The sequence below is a fragment of the Tenacibaculum gallaicum genome (assembly GCF_003387615.1).
In the GTDB taxonomy this organism is placed as follows: Bacteria; Bacteroidota; Bacteroidia; order Flavobacteriales; family Flavobacteriaceae; genus Polaribacter; species Polaribacter gallaicus.
On the sequence record NZ_QUNS01000003.1, the window covers coordinates 21,618 to 43,770 of the forward strand.

At 32.6% G+C, this 22,153-nt stretch carries 24 protein-coding genes; 8 read left to right on the top strand and 16 right to left on the bottom strand.

Annotated elements, in window-relative coordinates:
- Positions 1-18 precede the first annotated feature (18 nt).
- The 4 genes from lpdA (at position 19) to C7448_RS07000 (ending at position 3,127) form a co-directional block, all read left to right on the top strand.
- Positions 19-1,407: a dihydrolipoyl dehydrogenase gene (lpdA, locus tag C7448_RS06985; protein WP_115900659.1), complete on the top strand. Its 1,389-nt coding sequence runs from the start codon at positions 19-21 to the stop codon at positions 1,405-1,407.
- Between the two features lie 63 nt (positions 1,408-1,470).
- Positions 1,471-1,923 carry a hypothetical protein gene (locus C7448_RS06990; protein ID WP_115900660.1) on the top strand — a complete coding sequence of 151 codons (453 nt, stop codon included), beginning with the start codon at positions 1,471-1,473 and terminating at the stop codon, positions 1,921-1,923.
- 154 nt (positions 1,924-2,077) lie between these two features.
- On the top strand, positions 2,078-2,821 hold the full coding sequence (locus C7448_RS06995; RefSeq protein ID WP_211321894.1) for an alpha/beta fold hydrolase: 744 nt from the start codon (positions 2,078-2,080) through the stop codon (positions 2,819-2,821).
- Positions 2,822-2,938: 117 nt separating this feature from the next.
- On the top strand, positions 2,939-3,127 hold the full coding sequence (locus C7448_RS07000; protein ID WP_147300508.1) for a hypothetical protein: 189 nt from the start codon (positions 2,939-2,941) through the stop codon (positions 3,125-3,127).
- Between the two features lie 481 nt (positions 3,128-3,608).
- Here the strand turns inward: C7448_RS07000 and ettA are convergent, their stop codons facing one another.
- From ettA to C7448_RS07065, 13 genes are all read right to left on the bottom strand, one after another.
- On the bottom strand, positions 3,609-5,300 hold the full coding sequence (gene ettA / locus C7448_RS07005; RefSeq protein WP_115900663.1) for an energy-dependent translational throttle protein EttA: 1,692 nt from the start codon (positions 5,298-5,300) through the stop codon (positions 3,609-3,611).
- A gap of 48 nt (positions 5,301-5,348) precedes the next feature.
- Complete coding sequence (locus C7448_RS07010) at positions 5,349-5,747, bottom strand: four helix bundle protein (RefSeq protein ID WP_115900664.1); 399 nt, start codon at positions 5,745-5,747, stop codon at positions 5,349-5,351.
- 78 nt (positions 5,748-5,825) lie between these two features.
- Positions 5,826-6,002 carry a CAL67264 family membrane protein gene (locus C7448_RS07015; protein ID WP_099216284.1) on the bottom strand — a complete coding sequence of 59 codons (177 nt, stop codon included), beginning with the start codon at positions 6,000-6,002 and terminating at the stop codon, positions 5,826-5,828.
- A 142-nt stretch (positions 6,003-6,144) separates the two neighbouring features.
- Positions 6,145-8,169 carry an NADPH-dependent 2,4-dienoyl-CoA reductase gene (locus C7448_RS07020; RefSeq protein ID WP_115900666.1) on the bottom strand — a complete coding sequence of 675 codons (2,025 nt, stop codon included), beginning with the start codon at positions 8,167-8,169 and terminating at the stop codon, positions 6,145-6,147.
- Between the two features lie 131 nt (positions 8,170-8,300).
- On the bottom strand, positions 8,301-8,774 hold the full coding sequence (locus C7448_RS07025; protein WP_115900667.1) for a hypothetical protein: 474 nt from the start codon (positions 8,772-8,774) through the stop codon (positions 8,301-8,303).
- Positions 8,775-8,901: 127 nt separating this feature from the next.
- Complete coding sequence (locus C7448_RS07030) at positions 8,902-9,204, bottom strand: phosphoribosylpyrophosphate synthetase (RefSeq protein WP_115900668.1); 303 nt, start codon at positions 9,202-9,204, stop codon at positions 8,902-8,904.
- A gap of 82 nt (positions 9,205-9,286) precedes the next feature.
- On the bottom strand, positions 9,287-9,724 hold the full coding sequence (locus tag C7448_RS07035; protein ID WP_115900669.1) for a MarR family winged helix-turn-helix transcriptional regulator: 438 nt from the start codon (positions 9,722-9,724) through the stop codon (positions 9,287-9,289).
- Between the two features lie 59 nt (positions 9,725-9,783).
- Complete coding sequence (locus C7448_RS07040; protein ID WP_115900670.1) at positions 9,784-10,032, bottom strand: glutaredoxin family protein; 249 nt, start codon at positions 10,030-10,032, stop codon at positions 9,784-9,786.
- 96 nt (positions 10,033-10,128) lie between these two features.
- A complete protein-coding gene (locus tag C7448_RS07045; RefSeq protein ID WP_115900671.1) occupies positions 10,129-10,410 on the bottom strand; it encodes a GNAT family N-acetyltransferase in 282 nt (93 codons plus the stop codon).
- Between the two features lie 2 nt (positions 10,411-10,412).
- On the bottom strand, positions 10,413-10,844 hold the full coding sequence (locus C7448_RS07050; RefSeq protein WP_115900672.1) for a (4Fe-4S)-binding protein: 432 nt from the start codon (positions 10,842-10,844) through the stop codon (positions 10,413-10,415).
- A gap of 18 nt (positions 10,845-10,862) precedes the next feature.
- Positions 10,863-11,393: an NADPH-dependent FMN reductase gene (locus tag C7448_RS07055; protein ID WP_115900673.1), complete on the bottom strand. Its 531-nt coding sequence runs from the start codon at positions 11,391-11,393 to the stop codon at positions 10,863-10,865.
- The gene (locus C7448_RS07060; RefSeq protein ID WP_115900674.1) at positions 11,394-11,804 is read right to left on the bottom strand and encodes an OsmC family protein; all 411 of its coding nucleotides are present in this window, start codon (positions 11,802-11,804) and stop codon (positions 11,394-11,396) included.
- The gene (locus C7448_RS07065) at positions 11,794-12,153 is read right to left on the bottom strand and encodes a DoxX family protein (RefSeq protein WP_115900675.1); all 360 of its coding nucleotides are present in this window, start codon (positions 12,151-12,153) and stop codon (positions 11,794-11,796) included. The genes C7448_RS07060 and C7448_RS07065 overlap by 11 nt, the downstream gene beginning before the upstream one ends.
- A 159-nt stretch (positions 12,154-12,312) precedes the next feature.
- Here C7448_RS07065 and C7448_RS16115 point away from each other — a divergent pair, with 159 nt between their 5' ends.
- Positions 12,313-13,272 (top strand): bifunctional helix-turn-helix transcriptional regulator/GNAT family N-acetyltransferase, encoded by a 960-nt coding sequence (locus tag C7448_RS16115; RefSeq protein ID WP_115900676.1) that lies wholly within the window; start codon positions 12,313-12,315, stop codon positions 13,270-13,272.
- Positions 13,273-13,283: 11 nt separating this feature from the next.
- Positions 13,284-13,661, top strand: a complete 378-nt coding sequence (locus C7448_RS07075) for a cupin domain-containing protein (RefSeq protein ID WP_115900972.1) — start codon at positions 13,284-13,286, stop codon at positions 13,659-13,661.
- 100 nt (positions 13,662-13,761) lie between these two features.
- Here the strand turns inward: C7448_RS07075 and C7448_RS07080 are convergent, their stop codons facing one another.
- The 3 genes from C7448_RS07080 to aceB all read right to left on the bottom strand — a co-directional run bounded on the left by C7448_RS07080 (position 13,762) and on the right by aceB (position 18,807).
- Positions 13,762-15,057 (bottom strand): phosphatidylserine decarboxylase, encoded by a 1,296-nt coding sequence (locus C7448_RS07080; protein WP_115900677.1) that lies wholly within the window; start codon positions 15,055-15,057, stop codon positions 13,762-13,764.
- 441 nt (positions 15,058-15,498) lie between these two features.
- On the bottom strand, positions 15,499-17,130 hold the full coding sequence (locus C7448_RS07085) for an isocitrate lyase (RefSeq protein WP_115900678.1): 1,632 nt from the start codon (positions 17,128-17,130) through the stop codon (positions 15,499-15,501).
- A gap of 81 nt (positions 17,131-17,211) precedes the next feature.
- Positions 17,212-18,807, bottom strand: coding sequence for a malate synthase A (gene aceB / locus C7448_RS07090; protein WP_115900679.1), 1,596 nt, complete (start codon positions 18,805-18,807; stop codon positions 17,212-17,214).
- A gap of 156 nt (positions 18,808-18,963) precedes the next feature.
- On the opposite strand from aceB, the gene C7448_RS07095 reads away from it, so the two are divergent.
- Positions 18,964-20,442, top strand: coding sequence for a helix-turn-helix domain-containing protein (locus C7448_RS07095; protein WP_115900680.1), 1,479 nt, complete (start codon positions 18,964-18,966; stop codon positions 20,440-20,442).
- 58 nt (positions 20,443-20,500) lie between these two features.
- A complete protein-coding gene (locus tag C7448_RS07100; protein WP_115900681.1) occupies positions 20,501-22,144 on the top strand; it encodes an acyl-CoA carboxylase subunit beta in 1,644 nt (547 codons plus the stop codon).
- Positions 22,145-22,153 lie beyond the last annotated feature (9 nt).

Here is a 22,153-nt window from a genome sequence, read left to right on the forward strand (position 1 = left end):
AAGTAAAAAGTAAACAACATGAAATACGACGTACTAATAATCGGAAGTGGTCCCGGAGGTTATGTAACAGCTATTAGAGCTTCTCAATTAGGGTTTAAAACCGCTGTAGTTGAAAAGGAAAACTTAGGTGGAATTTGCTTAAACTGGGGATGTATCCCTACCAAAGCATTATTAAAATCTGCTCAAGTATATGACTACTTAAAACATGTTGATGAGTACGGTTTAAAGGCAGAAGCAATCGATAAAGATTTTGAAGCAGTTATTAAGCGTAGTCGTGGTGTTGCTGAAGGAATGAGCAAAGGTGTTCAATTCTTAATGAAGAAAAATAAAATTGATATCATCGACGGATTTGGTAAGGTCAAAGCTGGAAAAAAAGTTGATGTAACTGATACAAATGGTAACGTAACTGAATATTCAGCAGACAATATTATTATCGCTACAGGTGCTCGCTCTCGTGAATTACCAAGCCTGCCACAAGATGGTAAGAAAGTAATCGGTTATCGTGAAGCAATGAGCTTACCTAAACAACCAAAATCTATGATTGTTGTAGGTTCTGGTGCTATCGGAGTTGAATTTGCACACTTCTATAACTCAATGGGGACTGATGTAACTGTAGTTGAGTTTATGCCAACGATTGTTCCTGTAGAAGATAAAGATGTTTCTAAGCAAATGGAACGTTCTTTCAAAAAAGCTGGAATTAAAGTAATGACAAGTTCTTCTGTAGAAGCTGTTGATACTTCTGGTGACGGAGTAAAAGCTACCGTGAAAACTAAAAAAGGAGAAGAAATTTTAGAAGCAGATATCGTATTATCAGCAGTTGGAATTAAAACTAATATTGAAAACATCGGTTTAGAAGATGTGGGTATTATTACTGATAGAGATAAAATCTTAGTAAACGATTGGTATCAAACGAACATTCCAGGTTATTATGCTATTGGTGATGTTACACCTGGTCCAGCATTAGCACACGTTGCTTCTGCAGAAGGAATTACCTGTGTTGAAAAATTAGCTGGTTTACACACTGAAGCTATTGACTATGGAAACATTCCTGGTTGTACCTATGCTACTCCAGAAATTGCTTCTGTTGGTTTAACCGAAGAGCAAGCTAAAGAAAAAGGTTATGAATTAAAAATTGGAAAATTTCCTTTCTCTGCATCAGGTAAAGCAAAAGCTGCAGGTACTCCTGACGGATTTGTAAAAGTAATTTTCGATGCTAAATATGGTGAATGGCTAGGATGCCACATGATTGGTGCTGGTGTTACTGATATGATTGCTGAAGCTGTTTTAGGACGTAAATTAGAAACAACTGGTCATGAAGTATTAAAAGCTATCCACCCTCACCCAACGATGAGTGAAGCGGTTATGGAAGCTGTTGCCGATGCTTATGACGAAGTGATTCACTTATAAGATTCACAAACTTTATATAGTTAAAACCTCGTCTTTTTTGACGAGGTTTTTTTATATTTGAATATGAAAAAAATATTCGCAATCTTCGTATTATTATGCTGTTTTTATTCTTGTAAAACAGAAGAAAAGAAAGCACCTGTAAATCCGCTAACAGTTCCTTTTAGTGAACGTCCAACTCCTAAACTTCCAAATACTAATAATGTTTCTACTGGTGTTATAGGGGGTGCACATTACATATGCCCTAAAAAGTGTAAAGGAGGAACTTCAAATATTAAAGGAACTACCTGCCCTGTTTGTCAAACTCCACTTGCTCACAACCAAGGATTCCACAATACTCCAAACAAAACTTCGAATGCACCAATATCAACACCTGCAACGCCACCCACTTCTGGGCCAAATGCAGCTGGACAATATCATTATACTTGCTCTAACGGTTGTACTGTTGGTTCAGATAATTCAGGCCAATGTAAGAGTTGCGGTGGAAAGCTAGTTCATAATGCTGCTTTTCATAGTTAAAAAATATTTATTGATACAGTACCTTTTCAATAAAACAACAATAAAATGTCCTGTTTACTTCAGAAAGAGTAAATAGTTATTCTTAAATTCTAAAAACTAATATATTCGCTTTCCAATAATAGCACTCATTAGAACAATGAGTAAACAAATAAATATGAAAAATACAATTACTCCAAAAAAACATGAAAGAGTAAATATAAATGGTCTTGAAATTTATTATGAAGTTTATGGTAAAGGTCAACCTCTTCTCTTACTACATGGTTTTACACAATCCTCTATTGCTTGGCAAAAATATATTAAAGAATACTATAATGATTTTGAAGTATACTTAATAGACCTAAGAGGACATGGAAAATCGAGTAAATTTGAAAAACAGTTTTCTGTAAGAGCTGCATCCGAAGATATTTTGTCTCTTATAAAAAAGCTTAGTATTGATAAAATTAAAGGAATTGGTTTGAGTTTTGGTGGAGATGTACTTCTTGAATTAAGTAGTATGAGTCCTGAACTTGTAGAAGCTATGGTTATTATAGGAGCTAATGGAAACTGGGATAGTCAAAATTTCCCTTCTATGCTTAATACTTTTAATTATAATAATATTGAAAAATTCCAATGGATTAGAGACTATCACGCTGGTGGAGAAGAACAAATTAAAGGTATTTTAAATCAGCTTGCTAATTATAAAATAAAACTAACAGATGAAGAACTAAAAAGGATTAAAGCTAAGACATTACTTGTTTTAGGAGATAAGGCCGAACAAATATCTTTAGACTCCGTAGTACAGCTTCACCAAACACTTAATGATTCTCAATTATGGGTAGTTCCTAACACAGGCCATTATGCACATGATGGTGATAATAAGACAGAGTTTTTAAGACTTTCAAAAGCTTTTCTTAAATAATCAACTGGTAGTTCTTTTCTTCTAAAAGTATGTAATTACCTTACTTTTATTACGGCTTTTTTAAAGTTTAGTTGAGACCTATTACATAAATTTATATCAACTTTAAAATTTATGATTATGTTAAAAAATATTTCAAACATGGGGTCTGTCTTAAAAGCTTCTGAACAAAAATCTATTACTGGTGGAATTACTAGTATATGCCCTAGAGAAGGTTTAGCCTGTAACAATCAATATCCTTCTCCAGTACACTGTATTACTGATGTTCCATATTGCTGTGTTGATGGTTACTTTGAAAGATGCTACTAAACTTATAAAATATAAATACTTATAAACCTCACCACATATTGGTGAGGCTTTTTTATATTTGAACTGATGAGCTACCTAATTCAAATAATATTTTTCTTTAATGTAGTTGAGCGTGTCGTCCTAAAGTAGAACAATCAATTGAATACTTTTTCTCATACAAAGGTGTTGTTTGATACAAAGTTATTAATAAATAGAAGTTACTTTCTACTACCTTTAAAAGGTTTATTTTAAGAAAAACACACAACAAACCTACTCATTAACAGTAAAAATTATTTAAAACCACGGATTAATCAATAAAGACAAAACAAGTTTATAATTTCGGCATGATAATTGTATTTAAGAAAACTTTAACATAATCTACTATACTATGAAAAACTATCTACTAAACAGTTTTGCATTGAGGGGACAATTGTTATAGAAAAAGAAAAAACTCGAAGCTGCTAACTTCGAGTTTTATTTTTATAAAATATAGATATCTAATTTATCTAATTAACTTCTTGTATTTAATACGTTTTGGCATTAAATCACCTCCCAAACGTTTTTTCTTGTTTTCTTCATAATCAGAGAAAGAACCTTCAAAGAAATATACTTGACTATCTCCTTCAAAAGCCAAAATATGCGTACAAACACGATCTAAAAACCATCTATCATGCGAAATTACCACAGCACATCCAGCAAAGTTTTCTAAACCTTCTTCTAAAGCTCGTAAAGTATTCACATCTAAATCATTCGTAGGCTCATCCAATAATAGCACGTTACCTTCTTCCTTTAACGTCATCGCTAAATGCAAACGATTACGTTCTCCTCCCGATAAAGTATTTACCTTTTTATTTTGCTCACTTCCTGAGAAATTAAAACGACTTAAATAAGCTCGAGAGTTTACTTGCTTACCTCCCATCATCACTAAATCTTGACCTTCTGAGAAGTTTTCCCAAATAGATTTTTCAGGATCTATATTTGAGTGTGATTGATCAACATAGGCAATTTTTGCAGTTTCACCTACCTTAAAGTTTCCTGCATCTGGAGTTTCTTCTCCCATAATCATTCTGAAAATAGTGGTTTTACCAGCTCCGTTCGGACCAATAATCCCTACAATTCCCGCCTGTGGAAGGTTAAATTCTAAGTTTTCATATAATAACTTATCTCCATAAGCCTTAGAGACCCCAGTAGCTTCGATTACATTCGTTCCTAAACGTGGACCATTCGGAATGTAAATTTCTAATTTTTCTTCTGTTTGCTTTTGGTCTTGGCTCATTAACTTTTCATAGTTCTTCAAACGTGCTTTTTGCTTTGTTTGACGACCTTTTGCTCCCTGACGAACCCACTCTAGCTCTCGCTCTAATGTTTTTTGACGCTTAGATGCTGTTTTGCTTTCTTGCGCTAAACGTTGTGATTTTTGGTCTAACCAAGATGAATAATTTCCTTTCCATGGAATACCTTCTCCTCTATCTAACTCTAAAATCCATCCTGCAACGTTATCTAAGAAATAACGGTCGTGCGTTACAGCAATTACAGTTCCTTTATATTGTGCTAAATGATGCTCTAACCAGTGTACAGATTCTGCATCTAAGTGGTTGGTAGGCTCATCTAATAATAAAATTTCTGGTTCTTGTAATAACAAACGACATAAAGCTACACGACGACGCTCTCCCCCTGATAATACTCCAATTTTCTTATCTCCATCTGGTGTACGTAACGCATCCATGGCTATTTCTAACTTTGTATCAAGTTCCCATGCGTTAGAAGCGTCAATTTTATCTTGTAACTCAGCCTGTTGATTCATCAACTTTTCCATCTTGTCAGGATCAGAATACACTTCTTCTAAACCAAACATATCATTGATTTTGTTGTATTCGTCAAGGATGGCAACTGTTTCTGCAACTCCTTCTTTTACAACTTCCATCACTGTCTTATTCTCATCTAGCTTAGGTTCTTGCTCTAAGTAGCCTACTTTATATCCTGGAGAAAAAGTAACATCACCTTGGTAGTTTTTTTCTACCCCAGCTATAATTTTTAACAAGGTAGATTTACCCGAACCGTTTAAACCTAAAATACCAATTTTAGCTCCGTAAAAGAAACTTAAATAAATATCTTTTAAAACTTGTTTTCCTGTGCTTTGGTAGGTCTTAGAGACCTTATTCATTGAAAAAATGACTTTTTTATCGTCGCTCATTTGTTTTATTGTTTATAGTTTGTTGTTTGAAGTTTATAGTTTTTGGGGTTACGATTTTCTGTTAAATTTTTGTCCTTTGATACCTGAATTCCTAAGATAATACATAAAAGCTCCTATTTTGTTCTTTTCAACTTCACACATTTCAGATAATTTTTCAAATTGTTCTTTCGTAATTAATTTTTTATCAAAAGCTCTATAGGATTGTGACTTTAGTTCTCCTGCCGAACCTTTTGCATAACTTAAAAAATTATGAAACTCACTATTTCCATCTCTATCAAAACCTTCTGCAATATTATCCATTATTGACCCAGAACTCCTTTCCATTTGATCTTTTAAGCTATAATTCTTTGATAAGTTAGATTTTAGAAAGAGTTCTTCAACATATTGACAAATCAACCTTCCTCTTTGCCAAACCTCTAAATCTTCAAACTTTTCAATCTTTCCCATAATTTGGTTTTATAATTTCATGATTTGAAGTTTGATTAGAACTTATCAACAAATAAACTACAAACCATAAACTTATTTTTAAACTCTTCCTTTTAAGGCGTTAAACACCCATGCATTAGCAAAAAAACCTAAACCAACAGCACCAAAACCATATCCGGCTATTTCATCGTACTTAAATACTGCTAAACATATAAGTAAAATCCCCATTAATACCATTATAAGCGTTGCCCAACCTAGGACAGTGTTTTTGTTCATTGCCATAATTTACTTTTTTCAAAAAAATGTGAGCTACAAATATCGGTAATTATTTAGACTTATTCATGCTCTTAATCTTAATACATATAAAAAAAGTCTTGCTATAGCAAGACTTTTTTAGTGATTTTAAATTTATATAAAACTAGAGTTCAGCAGCTAACCTACTTCCTTGGTTTATCGCTCTTTTTGCATCTAACTCTGCTGCAACATCTGCTCCTCCAATTACGTGAACTTTCATTCCTTTAGCTTCTAACGGTTCTAATAATTTTTTAAATGGAACTTGACCTGCACAAATAATTACATTATCAACCGGTAATACTTTTTGTTCTTCATTTTGAACATAGTGCAAACCTTCATCATCTATTTTTGTATATTGTACTTCTCCTATAAATTGTACTTTTTTCTTCTTTAGTACTGCACGATGTATCCATCCTGTAGTTTTCCCCAAGTTTCCTCCAAATTTTCCTTTACTTCGCTTAAACATAAAGATTTCTCTTGGAGATGGATCAAATTCTGGTGCAATTCCCTCTATTCCTGCACGGGCTTCTAAAGTTTTATCGATTCCCCATTCTGCTAACCAAGCATCCACATTTAGAGAAGTACTCTCTCCTTCGTGAGCCAAGTATTCTGAAACGTCAAAACCAATTCCTCCTGCTCCGATAACAGCAACACGCTTACCTACAGGTTTCTTTAATTTTACAACGTCAATATAACTCAATACTTTTTCGTGTTCTATTCCTTTTATTCTCGGGGTTCTTGGGGTAATTCCTGTAGCTAAAATAACCTCATCAAAATTTTCATTGTATAAGTCTTCTGCAGAAACTTTTGTATTTAGTTTTACAGCTACTTTGTGTAATTCTAACTGCTTGTTAAAATAACGAATGGTTTCGTAAAACTCTTCTTTTCCTGGAATTTGCTTTGCAATATTAAACTGCCCTCCAGTTTCTTTATCAGCATCAAATAAGGTTACGTTATGGCCTCTTTGAGCTGCTACAGTTGAAGCAGCTAAACCTGCTGGTCCTGCACCTACAACTGCTATTTTCTTCTTTTTTGAAGTTGGATTATAGTTCAGTTCTGTTTCATGGCATGCTCTTGGATTTACCAAACAGCTCGCCACTTTCTTTTGAAAAGCATGATCTAAACAAGCCTGATTACAAGCTATACAAGTGTTTATCTCGTCTATTATTTCTTCTTTTGCTTTGTTTACCCATTCTGGATCTGCTAAAAATGGACGCGCCATAGAAATCATATCTGCATGTCCTTCTGCTAATACTTTTTCAGCAGTATCTGGCATGTTAATTCGGTTAGAAGTAACTAAAGGAATAGATAATTCTGCCTTCATTTTTTTAGTTACCCAAGTAAACGCTGCTCTAGGAACTGAGGTTGCAATGGTAGGGATTCGTGCTTCATGCCAACCAATTCCTGTATTTATAATAGTTGCTCCTGCTTTTTCTATTTCTTTTCCTAATTGCACAACTTCTTCCCAAGAACTTCCTTGTTCTACCAAATCTAACATTGATAAACGATAGATTATAATAAAATTCTCACCAACAGCTTCTCTAATTTTACGAACTAACTCTACTGCTAAACGGATTCTGTTTTCATATTTCCCTCCGTAATCATCAGTTCGTTTATTTGTTCTTGTTACTATAAACTGATTGATTAAATATCCTTCAGATCCCATTATTTCAACTCCATCATATCCTGCTTCTTGAGATAATTTAGCACAATTTACAAAGTCTTTTACGGTTCTTCGTATTCCCGATTGCTTTAAAGCAAAAGGTTTAAAAGGGGTTATTGGTGATTTAATTTTTGAAGGTGCTACATTGAATGGATGATATCCATAACGACCTGAGTGTAAAATTTGCATACAAATTTTACCTCCTTCTTTATGAACTGCTTCTGTGATTACTTTATGTTCACGTGCGTGTTTTTTTGTACTCATACGAGCAGAAAAAGGGGCTGTCCATCCTTGAATATTAGGAGAAATTCCTCCAGTAACAATCAAACCTACACCTCCTCTTGCACGTTCTGCATAATATGTAGCAATACGCTCAATTCCATTTTTCTCTTCTTCTAAACCAGTATGCATTGACCCCATTAAAACTCGATTTTTTAAAGTGGTAAAACCTAGGTCTAAGGGCTCAAAAATATGTTTGTATTTCATTGTCGTGTTTTTATAAAGTACTATGCGTGCATAATAAATTGCAAGATACATATTTTTATAATATGTTTACCACATAAAAAAAAGACCCTACACTAAGTATAAGGTCTTTTTAAAACTGTTCAGTTATTTTATTACCACCAAATGATTATAATTAAACCATTTGAACATATTATAATTATTATAATTCTAACTTTTGTTCCATCGTTTAATTCAGCCTCAAATCTATAAACTGGTTGCCTTTGAAATTCATGTGGTACTTGTATTACATTACCATCGTCCATTCTATGTTCAGCCAAACCTATACCAGAAAATTCATCTTTTACAATACGATAGCTTTTTAATTCTTCTTTTTTAAGATTTCCTTTCTCTAAAAATAAGTCTAAAGTAGGTTCTTTAACTCCTTCTGGATTCATTGGGTATTCATCCGCTTTGACTACTCCGTAATCTTCATGATAATCTAATTTAAGATCATCTGCGGATTTTGCAGCCTTAGCATCTACTGCTTCTGTTTGAGTTTCACCTGGCAGTACAGTTTCTTCATTTTGACATGATGTAAATACCATAAAAAAGATACTTACAAACATTAGGTTTTTTAAAGTCTTCATAAAATTTAGTTTGGGTTAATTAATCAACCCAAATATATCTTAACCCTATTTAGAAACTTATAGGTAAAAGGTTATTTATTATATAAGGAAAACACCTTAATTTGATGAGGAGAGTAGCTCTTTTTTATTATCGTACTATTTTCAATTTTTGAATCATTTCTGGAGAAAGAGAGTTAGCATACACTCCATAAGCATCAACTAAAACTCCTTTAACACCTGTGTTTGTTTGAATTGCATACACAACAGAATTGTCTCCTGCGCTACTCATTCCTTCAAATCGATATATCTCAACTACTTCAAAGAAATCTGGAGAGAAAATTTCTTGAGTATTTTTACTCTCTATTTCTTTTTCTCTCAAATTAAAATCAAGAGTAAATCCTCTTTTCTTTAAACCATTTAATGCTTCCGAAAGTGTATCGTATGTATACATAATTTTTATCGTTTCACTTTCTTAAAAGGTACAATATTTAAACTAGACTTCCTATTAATTTCACATATAAATGTAAAATAAATTACCTTATTTTATCTAGTAAATCACTAAGTTGAGTGGCTTCTTCTTCTGTTAAATTATCAATAAAACCTAAATGTAAATTATCATCTATTGCTTTTAATAGCTCTTTTCCTTGCTGGGTAATACTTATATAAACTACTCTTCTATCATGTTCACATCGTACACGGTCTATTAAGTTTTTCTCGTACAGTTTATCCATTAGTCTTGTAGCATTAGGAGCTCGTTCAATCATTCTGTCTTTTATTGTTTGAACTTTTATAGCTTCTTTAGCTCCTCTTAAAATACGAAGAATATTAAATTGTTGTGGTGAAATACTGTATTGTTTAAAAAACTCATTTTCTTTACTACTTATCCAATTAGCAGTATACTTAATATTGATAAACGCTTTCACTTTATCATTTGGAAATTTTGAATTGATGTCTTTTGAAATATCTCCCATTTTTTTTTGGTTATTAGCTGTTAGCTACTAGCCTTTTTTATTATTTAATTAAAATAAGGTTACCCTTTTAACTTTAAGTCTTGCATCAACTTATTAAACGTATCTGATGAAGGTGTTAAATACACTTCATCATCAACAAATAAAGTTGGATACTTTACTTGCCCTTCATACAGTTCTTTGCTGTGTTCTTTTGCTTCTTCATTTATAGAAACATCTTTGTACTCAAACGGTACTTCTGCAGATTTTAGAAAGTTTTTATATGCAACCGTATGTGCATGTCCTTTTCTACCGTATAAAACTATCTTCATTTTAACTTTCTTATTTTTTAGAATACAAAAATACAAAAACAACATTTATATACCAAGGAATATAAATTATTTACAAATACTGAAAAGGAATTTTTATTACGCTAAAACATCTGAATATTCTGACTTTTTATCAAAAACTGATTTAGCAAATGGGCATAATGGAAGGATTTTAATGTTTTGAATTCTAGCAAACTCTACAGAAGCTGCTACTAACTTATAGCCTACTCCTTTTCCTCGTAAACTATCTCCAACTTCAGTATGGTCAATAATTAATTTATCTTCACCTGCCCAAGTATATGTCATTAAACCATCTCTATTTCCATCAACTTCAATAAAGAACTCTCCTTTCTTGCCATTATCTTCTTGCTGTATTTTCATAATTATCCTTTAAATTCAACTTTTACATGTGTACCGTCACAATACGGTTTATTATGAGAAGCTCCGCACCTGCAAAAAGCAGTTGTTTTATTTTTCTTTTCTGTTCTTCCATCTGGATTCGTAACATGCAGAGTTCCGTAGATTAATAAAGGTCCGTTTTCTAATGCTTCTACTTTAGTTTCTGTGTGAGCTGCAGCTTGACTACCTTCCTTTTTTGAAATGTATGATAAAGCTCCTGATGGGCATTCTTCTACTTGCATTTTTATTCTTTTTGTAGTTGCTCCATCCATGTTAATCCATGGTCTATTTTGCGGATTGAATACTTGTAACAAGCCTTTCCAACATTTTTTTGAGTGAATACATTTATTTGGCTTCCAAACTACAGTTACATCATCATTACTATATTTTTTCACAATCTCCTTTGCTTCTGACATACTATATATATTTTATGTTTATACTGCTTTAAGGAAAGTTGTAACTGCTTCTTTTATTTTTTGATTAAACTCTTCATTTACAACACTTCCGTTTTTAAAGTTATCATAAAATTTTGGTAAAGAAAAATTAGCTATAACATTTGCTCCTATATGCGGAAATCCATTTTTAGCAATTTCCATAGCCGATGCTCCTCCTCTAGCCCCTGGAGAGGTTGATAATAATAACAGAGGTTTATTGTGCCATACTTTTTGCTCTATACGCGACATCCAATCTATTATATTTTTAAATGCTACAGTAAAATTTCCATTATGTTCTGCTAACGATATAACTATACCGTCTGCCTCTTTAATTTTTTCTAGAAACTTTGCTGCATTTTCTGGAATACCATTCTCCATTTCTTCATCGACTCCATACATAGGTAATGGATAATTATTTAAATCTAATATCGAAACTTCAGCCTCTTGTTGTAAACCTGATGCATATATTACTAATTCTTTATTTATTGATTTTTTACTGTTACTACCCGCGAAAGCGATTATTTTTTTCATTTATGTTGTTATTTTTGTATCAATTTCTGTTGCTCCTTTCACCATTTTAGCTACGGGACATTTGCCTGCTATTTCTAATAATTTAGTACGTTGCTCATCAGTAACTTCTTTTTCAAAAGAAATTTCTTCTACTAATGATTTTTTAATTCCTTCAGAAGTTAACTGTTCCTTTTGACTAACATTTACTGTTATTTTTCCTAATTCCCAGCCTTTTCTTTCTGCATACATACGTAAAGTGATAGAAACACACCCCCCAATTGCAGTGAGTAAATATTCTACTGGGGTGGGTCCGTTATCGTCTCCTCCTTTATCTAAAGGTTCGTCGATAACTGTAAAATGATTCCTCATTTTTGCTTCTGCTAAGTAATTTCTATCAGTTAAAGTAACAGTTGCTGTTGGGTTATTGCTCATTATATTTTTTACTATAAATATACGAAACTATTAATAGTACTAGTGCAATTGCAGCCCCTGTTTGTTCTCCATCTCCAATCATAAGATGAGCAAAAAAAGCAAGAATAAAAGCAAAGAAAAAACCTGCATATGCCCATTCATTTAAAAACTTCCCTCTTAAAAACCACAAGGCTATTACCCCTAATAATTTAGCTATTGCATACGGATAAATAATATATGTTGGATACCCAAAAGCTGTAAACATTTTAGCTACCTCAGCATGATTAAAAAAATACATTCCTGCAGAAAAAAACATTAATAATGTTAATAATCCTGTAGCTACATAAAAAATAATTTTGTTTTTTTTCATTTTACTTGTTGTTAAATTTCTGTACAAATATATGAAAAATATTTTATTATTTTCCATGGTATATATTATCTAGGGATTTATTTAAAATAACGTGAGTTGCTCTAAAACAAAAAAACATATATATATATTTGCATTTATATAAGCACTTATATTTTAATTATGGATGTATTAAAAGGTTTAGGAGAAATTGGTTTAGGTTCAAGGTTAAAAAGAACTAGTGATTACATGATGCGTGAAACACAATTGGTATATAATGAATTTAATATTGATTTTGATCCTTATTTATTTCCAACTTTTAAAATTATTAAAAATAAAGATGGTGTTACCAATACTGAGATTACCAATAACTTAAAAACATCGCAGCCTGCCACAACTCAAGCTATTAATAAGCTTCATAAAAAAGGACTTATCATCCTTAAAGAAGACAAATTGGATAAGCGGAAAAAAATTGTTTTTGTTTCTAACAAAGGAAAGCAACTCATAGAGAGTATCACTCCTATTTGGAATGGTATTGAACATATTTTAAAAGAGTATACAAGTATAAAATCTGATTCACTAACTGAACTTATAAATAAGTTAGAGACTAAGTTTAATGAAAAGTCCTTCAGCAAAGCTATTATAGAACACATAAAAATGAATACAACAAAAAACACAGTAGCAATTACCACATTTAAAGAAGAGTATAGCACTTCTTTTTATGATTTGAATATTGAATGGTTACAAACATTTTTCTACGTAGAACCTTATGATAAGGAAGTTTTGAGTAATCCTCATACATATATTATTAACAAAGGCGGACATATTTTCTTTGCAAAATTGAATAATGAAGTTGTAGGTACTGTTGCTTTGATGCCCATGGAAGAACCTAATGTTTATGAATTGACAAAAATGGCTGTTTCTCCGAAACACAGAGGTTATAAAATAGGACAACAGCTGATGCAGCATTGCATTGAGTTTGCTAAAAACAACCTCTTTAACAAATTAGTACTATACTCTAATACTAAACTTGAAAATGCTATTTACATTTATAGAAAATTCAGTTTTTTAGAAATTCCTGTAGAAGAAGGCTGTCCTTATGAGCGCTGTAATATTAAAATGGAACTAAAAACAAAGTCTTAATAATGTGTGATATGGATACAACTCAAACAATTAATATTCAAAAAGAAGCTGAAAAGTTAAAAGATTACTTTTCTCCTAAAATAGTTTCTGAAGTTAACAATGAATATGTCAAACTCGCTAAAATTAAAGGAGAAGATATTCCGTGGCATAATCACGAAAATGAGGATGAGCTTTTTTATATTATTAATGGAAACCTTTTAATGGAAATTGAAAATCAACCTAATTTTACAATGAAAACAGGAGATTTATACGTAGTTCCTAAAGGTATCAATCACAGAGTTAGCTCTTCTGAAGATTGTTTAATTATGCTTATTGAAACAAAATCTACCAAACATACTGGCGAGATAATAACTCCTATCACAAAGTCAATTGATAATCAAAAGTATTAACGTATCATCATAAAAAACATACATTAATCTTTATTAAAATTATAACATTTAAAAAAAGAGGTAGTTCCTTAAAAAACAACTACCTCTCCTTTAATAGATATTACTTATTCCAATAAACTGAAGTTTGTCCGTATTGAAAGTGAATAGGCACTAGCGAAGGATCTCTTTGGAACATATACAGCTCATGAGGTGGTTTTTCAAATAACATAATAATATCTGAACCTCCAAATCTAAATTTACCAAACTCTTGGCCTTTTACTACTGTTTGCCCTTGTAGTTCTGTATACATATCTACACCAGAAACCTGACACATTCCTATTGGTAAAATAGCAACCTTTCCTACTTCAGTACCCGCATCCATAATTACTAATCCTCTAGCTTGTGAAAACTCATATCCGTTTTCTCCACCATCAGGAGCATCAAACTGCCCATCAGCTGCTGTTTCAACATTCAAATACACTTTTCCTTCCACAGGAAGAATTTCTAAAATTTTTCCACTAACTGGTGTATGGAAACGATGATAATCAAAAGGACTTAAGAAATAATGAATAAATGTACCTCCATAAAAACTTTCTCCATACTTACTAAACTCCAACAACTCATCTACGCTACCAATAGTATGTGTTCCTTTCAACGTAATTTTATCTACATTCCCTTTTTTATCAATTGGATAATATGCTTTAAAAGTACAATCTGCAGGAGAAACAATAGTCGTATTATTATTTGGATCCGCTATAGGACGTAAAGGAGAAATTCCCGTTTTAGGATCCGCATGATTAAATTCTCTATAAAAAAATTGATTGAACGTTTTCCAACTACTTTCATTATCAGAATACAAAGGAAAATTATAAACACTTTCACCTTGATCATTTTTATCATCTTTAAACGATTGTAAAGTTTCGTCTGTTAAAGAAGCTTCCGTATCTAAGAAAGTTCCCCAAGCATTTGCAAAACTCACTAACCAATTAGCAAACTCAGGATAACTTTGCATCGTTTTTCCTTCTGAATCTGTTTGATCAATTAACCAATAGGATTGACAAAGTAAATCGTATACTTTTTGATTGTATCCGTTTTTAGTTCCATCACTTGTCCAAGCATTAGGATATTCTGGATCTCTACTTTCATTGGGAACCATCTGTACATAAATGTCTAAGTAGTCATAATATGCAGCGACGGTTTCTGGCCATCCTTTTCCTTTAAACTCTTTATCAATTGCTTTGTAAAGATCTTTATTTAAAGGCGGTATGGTTTTATCTGGGCTTCCATTTTTTGATAATTCTACCGCTTTTTTTAATGAATCTCCAAGACTTTTTGCCATTGCTGGATTACCATCTAAAATACTTTTTAGCTGTTCAACAACTGCTTTATGGGTTTCAATAGTTGTACCTGTTTCCATAATTAGTTAAGTTTTTTAATAATTCCTACTCTTTTATTAGAGGTTTTTCGGATACCACCTGTCCAAATAAAAATTGATTATAGCTAATTAAATATCTTGTCATTACTTTACAGATATTTGACATTCCTAAAAACTCTGATAAAGCAACCATCATTAATCATACTATCAGATTATTCAAATTTGAAAAATTTATCCATTAATCTCAGAGAAAAACCCATAAGCATATGATTTTCAAACACAAAAGCAGTAATTCTAGTAATAAAAAATAGGTTAATTATGTCTTATAACAATATAGATGGTATTTAAAGTAATTATTTCCATTAAAAAAACTCCACTTGTACAAGTGGAGTTCTACTTCAAAACAACATAAAACTATGTAACTAAAAAAGAAGAAAATTTAAAATTTTTATACAGTTAAAAACAACTGCATTACTTAAAAAATTAAGCAACTACAGGCGCTCTTTGTAGTTCTACTTTATTTTCATTTTTAACTTCAAATTGATTAGACGTATTTTTTCCTCCTCCCGCTTTTAATGCCATCTCTCCTCCAAAAAATGTTTTGTGATCATCTCCTAAATCAGAACCTGCCATTCGTTGGTGTTTTACACACGATACACCTTTTCTAATTTCTTGTCGTTGTACACCTTTTACATATGCTAACATCCCTTCTTCTCCAAAGTAACCTTGAGTTAAGTCGTTCATATGTAATGCTGTTGTGTGATACGTTGGTAGCGTAATTAGGTGATGAAAAATTCCCGCTTCTCTTGCTCCATCTATTTGGAAAGTACGGATTTTATCATCTGCTCTGTGACACAATTCTGTACCATCATAAACTGCATTCATTAAATTATTTCTGTCGTATCCTGTCATGTTTTCGCCTTCAGCAACCATTTCGTCGTATACTTGGTTACGGAAGTTTAACGTCCAATTAAATGATGGTGAGTTGTTGTATACTAATTTTGCATTTGGTACTACTACTCTCACTCTATTTACCATGTTTGCTATTTGTCCTACATGAGGTGTAGGTGTTTCAATCCATAATAAATCTGCTCCGTTTTGTAAGCTTGTTATGCAATCTAACACAACCCTGTCTATATTCGTTCCTTCTCTAAACTTATACAACCCGTTTGCTAAACGTACAGGACGTACTAGCTTTCCATCGCGTTTTAATAACACATCATCTTCTCTTGCTTCATCAATCGTAATTTCTTCTGCTTCTACAAATGCTAAATATTGAGAGGCTAAATCTCCTGATTCTTGACTCACCGGTAATTTTTGAGTTAATCCTGCTCCTTCTGAATCGGTTCTTGCAACAATAACTCCGTCTTCAACACCCAACTCTAAGAAAGCATATCGGATTGCATTTAATTTTGCTATAAAATCTTCATGTGGTACAGTTACTTTTCCATCTTGATGTCCGCATTGTTTCGCATCTGAAACTTGATTTTCTATCTGAATGGCGCAAGCACCTGCTTGAATCATCTTTTTCGCTAATAAATACGTTGCTTCTTCATTTCCAAAACCTGCATCAATATCTGCAATAATTGGCACTATATGTGTCTCGAAATTATCAATTTCACTCTGTACATCTTCTCCGTTTTCTAACCTTCGGAATAAATCGTTTAATTCAATAGCGTCTGCCTGACGTAGAAAGTCATAAATTTCTTCAATCAATGATGGTACTGCTGTTTTTTCATGCATTGATTGATCTGGTAATGGTCCAAACTCTGAACGTAACGCAGCTACCATCCACCCTGAAAGATACAAATAGCGTTTACTTGTTGTCTTATGATGTTTTTTAACCGCAATCATTTTTTGTTGCGCCACAAACCCGTGCCAACATCCTAAAGACTGTGTATAATTAGATGAGTCTGCATCATAAGCTGCCATATCTTTACGCATAATAGTAGCGGTATACCTAGCAATATCTAAACCTGTTTTAAAACGGTTTTGCGCTACCATTCTAGCAGCATTTTCTGGAGAAATTGAGTTCCATGTCGTTCCGTACTTTTCTTTTAACTTTTTCACAGTTTGTAAAGCAGAACTATAATTAGCGTGTGCTAAATTTTTCATAATTTTGTAATTGATAAGGTTATTAATTTTTATTGATAACTCGCCCTCTTGAATGTTGCCGCATTTTTGAGGGCTTTTCTTCTATAGATATTTATACGCTGGTAACGTTAAGAACTCTACAAATTCTTTGCTTAAAATCAACTCATCAAATAATTGAATAGCTAAGTCAAATTTTCCTTTGTTATATCTGTCCTCACCTACATAACTTTTTATTTTTGTAATCTCTTCTTTTTTAAATTGCTCATACATTCCTCCAGTAAATGTTCTACCGTCTTCTAACATTACACTTTTATGCAACCATTGCCATACTTGCGTTCTAGAGATTTCAGCAGTTGCTGCATCTTCCATCAAATTATACAAAGCAGCAGCTCCTTGCCCCATTAACCAAGATTCTACATATAAAATTCCAACATTTATGTTGTCTCGTATTCCTTTTTCAGTAATAGTACCTTCCGGTAATTCAACTAAATTTTCTTCAGAAATAAATAAGTCTTCTAACTTTTTATCTATCTGGTTAGCATTTGGCATTGCTTCATTAAAAACATCCATCGCAACCTCTACTAATCCTGGGTGTGCAACCCAAGTTCCGTCATGTCCATTTTTTACTTCTTGCTCTTTATCGTTCTTCACTTTTGCAAAGGCTTCTTTATTTAGCTCATCGTTGTTCTTTACTGGAATTTGTGCTGCCATTCCTCCCATAGCATGTACACCTCGTTTATGACACGACTGAATAACTCGTAACGAATAGGCTTTCATAAACGGACTGCTCATGGTTACTTGTGAGCGATTTGGTACTATAAAATTGGTATGGTTTCTAAACTTTTTAATGTATGAGAAAATATAATCCCAACGACCACAGTTTAATCCCGCCATGTGATCTTTTAACTCATAAATAATTTCATCTAACTGAAAACTTGCAGTAATTGTTTCAATCAACACTGTCGCTTTAATTGTTTTTTGTGGCACCCCTAAGTACTCTTGAGCAAATACAAAAACATCATTCCACCAACGTGCTTCTTTATAATGCTCTAGTTTAGGCAAGTAAAAATAAGTTGCACTCCCCTTCTCTTGTAAGGTTTTGATATTATGAAAAAAGTACAGACCAAAATCAACCAAAGAACCAGACATTTCTACGCCATCAATCAACAAATGTTTTTCGTTTAAGTGTAACCCTCTTGGTCTTACTAACAAAGTAGCTACCTTGTCTTTTAACTCATAAGTTTTATCTTTTGCAGCGTTGTAAAATGAAATTGTTTTAGTTACTGCGTCTCGTAAATTTACTTGACCATCTAAAATGTTTTGAATGGTAGGTGAATTGCTATCTTCAAAATCTGCCATAAACGTTTTTGCACCAGAATTTAACGCATTGATAATCATTTTACGTTCAACAGGTCCTGTGATTTCTACTCTTCTATCCAACAAGTCTTCTGGCAACGTAGCACACACCCAATCACCCTCTCTAATTTCTTTAGTTTCTAAAGGGAAGGTTGGATTATTACCTGCGTCAAAATACGCTTGTTCGATTTCTCTTTCAGCTAACAATTGAAGTCTTTGGCTATTAAACTTTTCTTGAAGCTGTATTAAAAATACTTTGGCTTCATTAGTTAGAACACTTTTATACTTGGTTTGATCAAAACCTACACATTGAATTTCTTTTGCTAAAACATCTTGATTCATACTATTTTATTTTTTTCTTATTGATTGACAGTTCAATATTAAAAAAAAGAACTCGAACAAAAAAGCGAACGTTCGCTAAATATATTAAATTTACTAATTTTTATTAATTCGCTAATTTTTATACCTTTGAATTACGAATCTTTTAATAAAAACATCTTGGAAGAAGAATATATCAGATTAGTTTTCGGATTAAAATTGAAGCAAATACGCACAGATAAAGACCTATCACTCTTTGGATTAGCCAAACTAACAGGTTTATCAAAATCGTATTTAAACGAAATTGAGAAAGGAAAAAAATATCCTAAAACCGATAAAATTGTTATTCTTTCTGAGAAGTTAGAAGTGCCTTACGATCATCTGGTATCCTTAAAGTTAGATAAAAACCTAGCTCCTATCGGTGAAATTTTACAGTCTAAAATTTTGAAAGAGATTCCGCTTGACTTATTTGGTATTAAAGAAAACAACCTAATTGATATTATTGCTAATGCCCCTGCTAAGGTGAATGCGTTTATTAGTACTATTATTAAAATATCTCAAAACTATAATTTAACAAGAGAAAGTTTTTTTCTTGCTGCATTGCGTTCATACCAAGAAGCTCACAACAACTATTTTGAAGACATTGAAACAAAGGTTACCGATTTCATCAAAGCATATCAAATAAATCCAAATGCTCCTATTACTTCAAAAGACTTAGAGGAGATTTTAATTGAAGAATATGGTTACACCATAGACAGTGAAGAGTTATCAAAACATCAAAAGTTATCTGAACTGAGAAACATCTACATTCCAAAAAACAAGACGCTACTAATATATAATGATATAAACGAAGCTCAGAAAACATTCATTTTTGCTAAAGAGATAGCCTACAATTATCTACAAATAGAAAACAGATTATACACTTTTCCATGGATAAAGTTTGAAAGCTTTGATGAAGTATTAAACAATTTTATTGCTTCTTATTTTGCTGGTGCTTTAATTATCCCGAAAGGTGATTTAATTCAAAAACTAACACAGCTTTTTTCTTTAAAAACCTGGCAACCTTTACAGTTGCATAAAATTATTAGAAGCTATAATTGTTCTGATGAGACATTCTACCAACGTTTAACTAACATCTTACCAAAACACTTTAACATTAAAAATCTTTTCTTTTTACGTTTTACACATAAAGAAGGCTCTCCTATACATAGACTATCCAAAGAACTACATATTACACAACAACAATCTCCACATGCTAATCGCAACAATGAGCATTATTGTAGAAGGTGGATTGCCATTAAAACAATACAAGATTTAGAAGTTTCAGAAGAAAAAAATTCGGCTTACGGAATTCAAATATCATCGTACGAAAACTCTCAAAAGGAATATTTAGTATTATCTGCAGCTACTGCTGATCCTTTTAAGGATAAGATTAATCGCAGTGTGAGTATAGGCATGTTGCTTTCTCCACATTTAAAACGCAAGCTTCATTTTTTTAATGAAGATACTTTCACTAAAAAAACAGTTGGTATTACCTGTGAAACTTGTGCTGTACAAAACTGTAATGAACGTGTAGCTGAACCGTATATTTTACTAAAACAATCTAGAAACAAAGAAATAGAAAAAACTGTTGAAAACATCATTCAATCGTATAGGTAAACACCTTGTTTTATACGTCCTTTTTCTTATTTTAGCACACGCAAACAAATAACTTACCATGGATCTTAACTTCAACAAAAACGAAGACCACAATAAACTTTTAGTATCAGATTTACGTAGACGCTTTGCCAAAGTTAAATTAGGTGGCGGACAAAAACGTATTGACAAACATCATGAGAAAGGAAAATTAACCGCTCGTGAACGTATTGATTATTTATTAGACAACAAATCTAACTCTATTGAAATCGCTGCTTTTGCAGGTGAAGATATGTATCAAGAGCACGGAGGATGTCCTTCAGGTGGTGTGGTTGTAAAAATGGGATATGTTAGTGGTAAGCAATGTATTGTTGTTGCTAATGACGCTACGGTAAAAGCGGGTGCTTGGTTCCCTATTACAGGAAAGAAAAACTTAAGAGCTCAAGAAATAGCTATTGAAAATAAATTGCCAATTATTTACTTAGTAGACTCTGCTGGTGTATACTTACCAATGCAAGATGAGATTTTTCCTGATAAAGAACACTTCGGAAGAATTTTTAGAAATAATGCTGTAATGAGTAGCATGGGAATTACTCAAATTGCTGCCGTTATGGGAAGTTGTGTTGCTGGTGGTGCTTACTTACCAATTATGAGTGATGAAGCGCTTATCGTAGATAAAACAGGAAGTATTTTCTTAGCGGGTAGTTATTTAGTAAAAGCAGCTATTGGTGAAACTATTGATAACGAAACGTTGGGTGGAGCAACTACGCACTGTGAGGTCTCTGGTGTTACCGATTACAAAGCGAAAGATGATAAAGATGCTTTAGACACTATTAAAAATTTAATGGACAAGATTGGAGATTATGACAAAGCTGGATTTAACCGAAAAGAGGCTTTTCCTCCAAAAGAAAATGAAGACGATATCTTCGGAATTCTACCAAAAGCTCGTAATGAGCAATACGACATGATGGAAATCATTAAACGTTTAGTAGATAATTCTGAATTTGAAGAATATAAGGCTGGTTATGGTCAAACAATTATTACCGGTTATGCTCGTATTGATGGATGGGCTGTTGGTATTGTCGCCAACCAGCGTAAAATTGTAAAATCAAAAGGCGTTAAAACAAAACCTAGCGAAATGCAGTTTGGTGGGGTGATTTATAACGATTCAGCCGATAAATCTACACGATTTATTGCCAATTGTAACCAAAAGAAAATACCGTTAGTTTTCTTACAAGATGTTACTGGATTTATGGTAGGAAGCAAATCTGAACACAGCGGTATTATTAAAGACGGAGCTAAAATGGTGAATGCCGTAAGTAACTCTGTAGTTCCTAAATTTACGGTAGTTATAGGTAACTCTTATGGAGCAGGAAACTATGCTATGTGTGGTAAAGCCTATGATCCACGTCTTATTTTCGCATGGCCAAGTGCTGAATTAGCGGTAATGAGTGGAGCTTCTGCTGCAAAAGTATTGTTACAAATTGAAACAGCTGCTTTAAAGAAAAAAGGCGAAAAAATTACTCCTGAAAAAGAAGCGGAATTATTCGATAAAATAAAATCGAGATACGATAATCAAATATCTCCATATTATGCTGCGGCAAGAATCTGGACAGATGCAGTTATCAACCCACTAGATACTAGAACTTGGATTTCTATGGGAATTGAAGCTGCTGACCACGCACCTATTGAAAAGAAATTCAATTTGGGAGTTTTACAGGTTTAAAAGCACAGG

Bases quoted from the DNA above. Each gene is read 5' to 3' on its own strand.
- lpdA (WP_115900659.1), top strand. From the start codon at position 19: ATGAAATACGACGTACTAATAATCGGAAGTGGTCCCGGAGGTTATGTA.
- C7448_RS06990 (WP_115900660.1), top strand. From the start codon at position 1,471: ATGAAAAAAATATTCGCAATCTTCGTATTATTATGCTGTTTTTATTCT.
- C7448_RS06995 (WP_211321894.1), top strand. From the start codon at position 2,078: ATGAAAAATACAATTACTCCAAAAAAACATGAAAGAGTAAATATAAAT.
- C7448_RS07000 (WP_147300508.1), top strand. From the start codon at position 2,939: ATGTTAAAAAATATTTCAAACATGGGGTCTGTCTTAAAAGCTTCTGAA.
- ettA (WP_115900663.1), bottom strand. From the start codon at position 5,300: ATGAGCGACGATAAAAAAGTCATTTTTTCAATGAATAAGGTCTCTAAG.
- C7448_RS07010 (WP_115900664.1), bottom strand. From the start codon at position 5,747: ATGGGAAAGATTGAAAAGTTTGAAGATTTAGAGGTTTGGCAAAGAGGA.
- C7448_RS07015 (WP_099216284.1), bottom strand. From the start codon at position 6,002: ATGAACAAAAACACTGTCCTAGGTTGGGCAACGCTTATAATGGTATTA.
- C7448_RS07020 (WP_115900666.1), bottom strand. From the start codon at position 8,169: ATGAAATACAAACATATTTTTGAGCCCTTAGACCTAGGTTTTACCACT.
- C7448_RS07025 (WP_115900667.1), bottom strand. From the start codon at position 8,774: ATGAAGACTTTAAAAAACCTAATGTTTGTAAGTATCTTTTTTATGGTA.
- C7448_RS07030 (WP_115900668.1), bottom strand. From the start codon at position 9,204: ATGTATACATACGATACACTTTCGGAAGCATTAAATGGTTTAAAGAAA.
- C7448_RS07035 (WP_115900669.1), bottom strand. From the start codon at position 9,724: ATGGGAGATATTTCAAAAGACATCAATTCAAAATTTCCAAATGATAAA.
- C7448_RS07040 (WP_115900670.1), bottom strand. From the start codon at position 10,032: ATGAAGATAGTTTTATACGGTAGAAAAGGACATGCACATACGGTTGCA.
- C7448_RS07045 (WP_115900671.1), bottom strand. From the start codon at position 10,410: ATGAAAATACAGCAAGAAGATAATGGCAAGAAAGGAGAGTTCTTTATT.
- C7448_RS07050 (WP_115900672.1), bottom strand. From the start codon at position 10,844: ATGTCAGAAGCAAAGGAGATTGTGAAAAAATATAGTAATGATGATGTA.
- C7448_RS07055 (WP_115900673.1), bottom strand. From the start codon at position 11,393: ATGAAAAAAATAATCGCTTTCGCGGGTAGTAACAGTAAAAAATCAATA.
- C7448_RS07060 (WP_115900674.1), bottom strand. From the start codon at position 11,804: ATGAGCAATAACCCAACAGCAACTGTTACTTTAACTGATAGAAATTAC.
- C7448_RS07065 (WP_115900675.1), bottom strand. From the start codon at position 12,153: ATGAAAAAAAACAAAATTATTTTTTATGTAGCTACAGGATTATTAACA.
- C7448_RS16115 (WP_115900676.1), top strand. From the start codon at position 12,313: ATGGATGTATTAAAAGGTTTAGGAGAAATTGGTTTAGGTTCAAGGTTA.
- C7448_RS07075 (WP_115900972.1), top strand. From the start codon at position 13,284: ATGGATACAACTCAAACAATTAATATTCAAAAAGAAGCTGAAAAGTTA.
- C7448_RS07080 (WP_115900677.1), bottom strand. From the start codon at position 15,057: ATGGAAACAGGTACAACTATTGAAACCCATAAAGCAGTTGTTGAACAG.
- C7448_RS07085 (WP_115900678.1), bottom strand. From the start codon at position 17,130: ATGAAAAATTTAGCACACGCTAATTATAGTTCTGCTTTACAAACTGTG.
- aceB (WP_115900679.1), bottom strand. From the start codon at position 18,807: ATGAATCAAGATGTTTTAGCAAAAGAAATTCAATGTGTAGGTTTTGAT.
- C7448_RS07100 (WP_115900681.1), top strand. From the start codon at position 20,501: ATGGATCTTAACTTCAACAAAAACGAAGACCACAATAAACTTTTAGTA.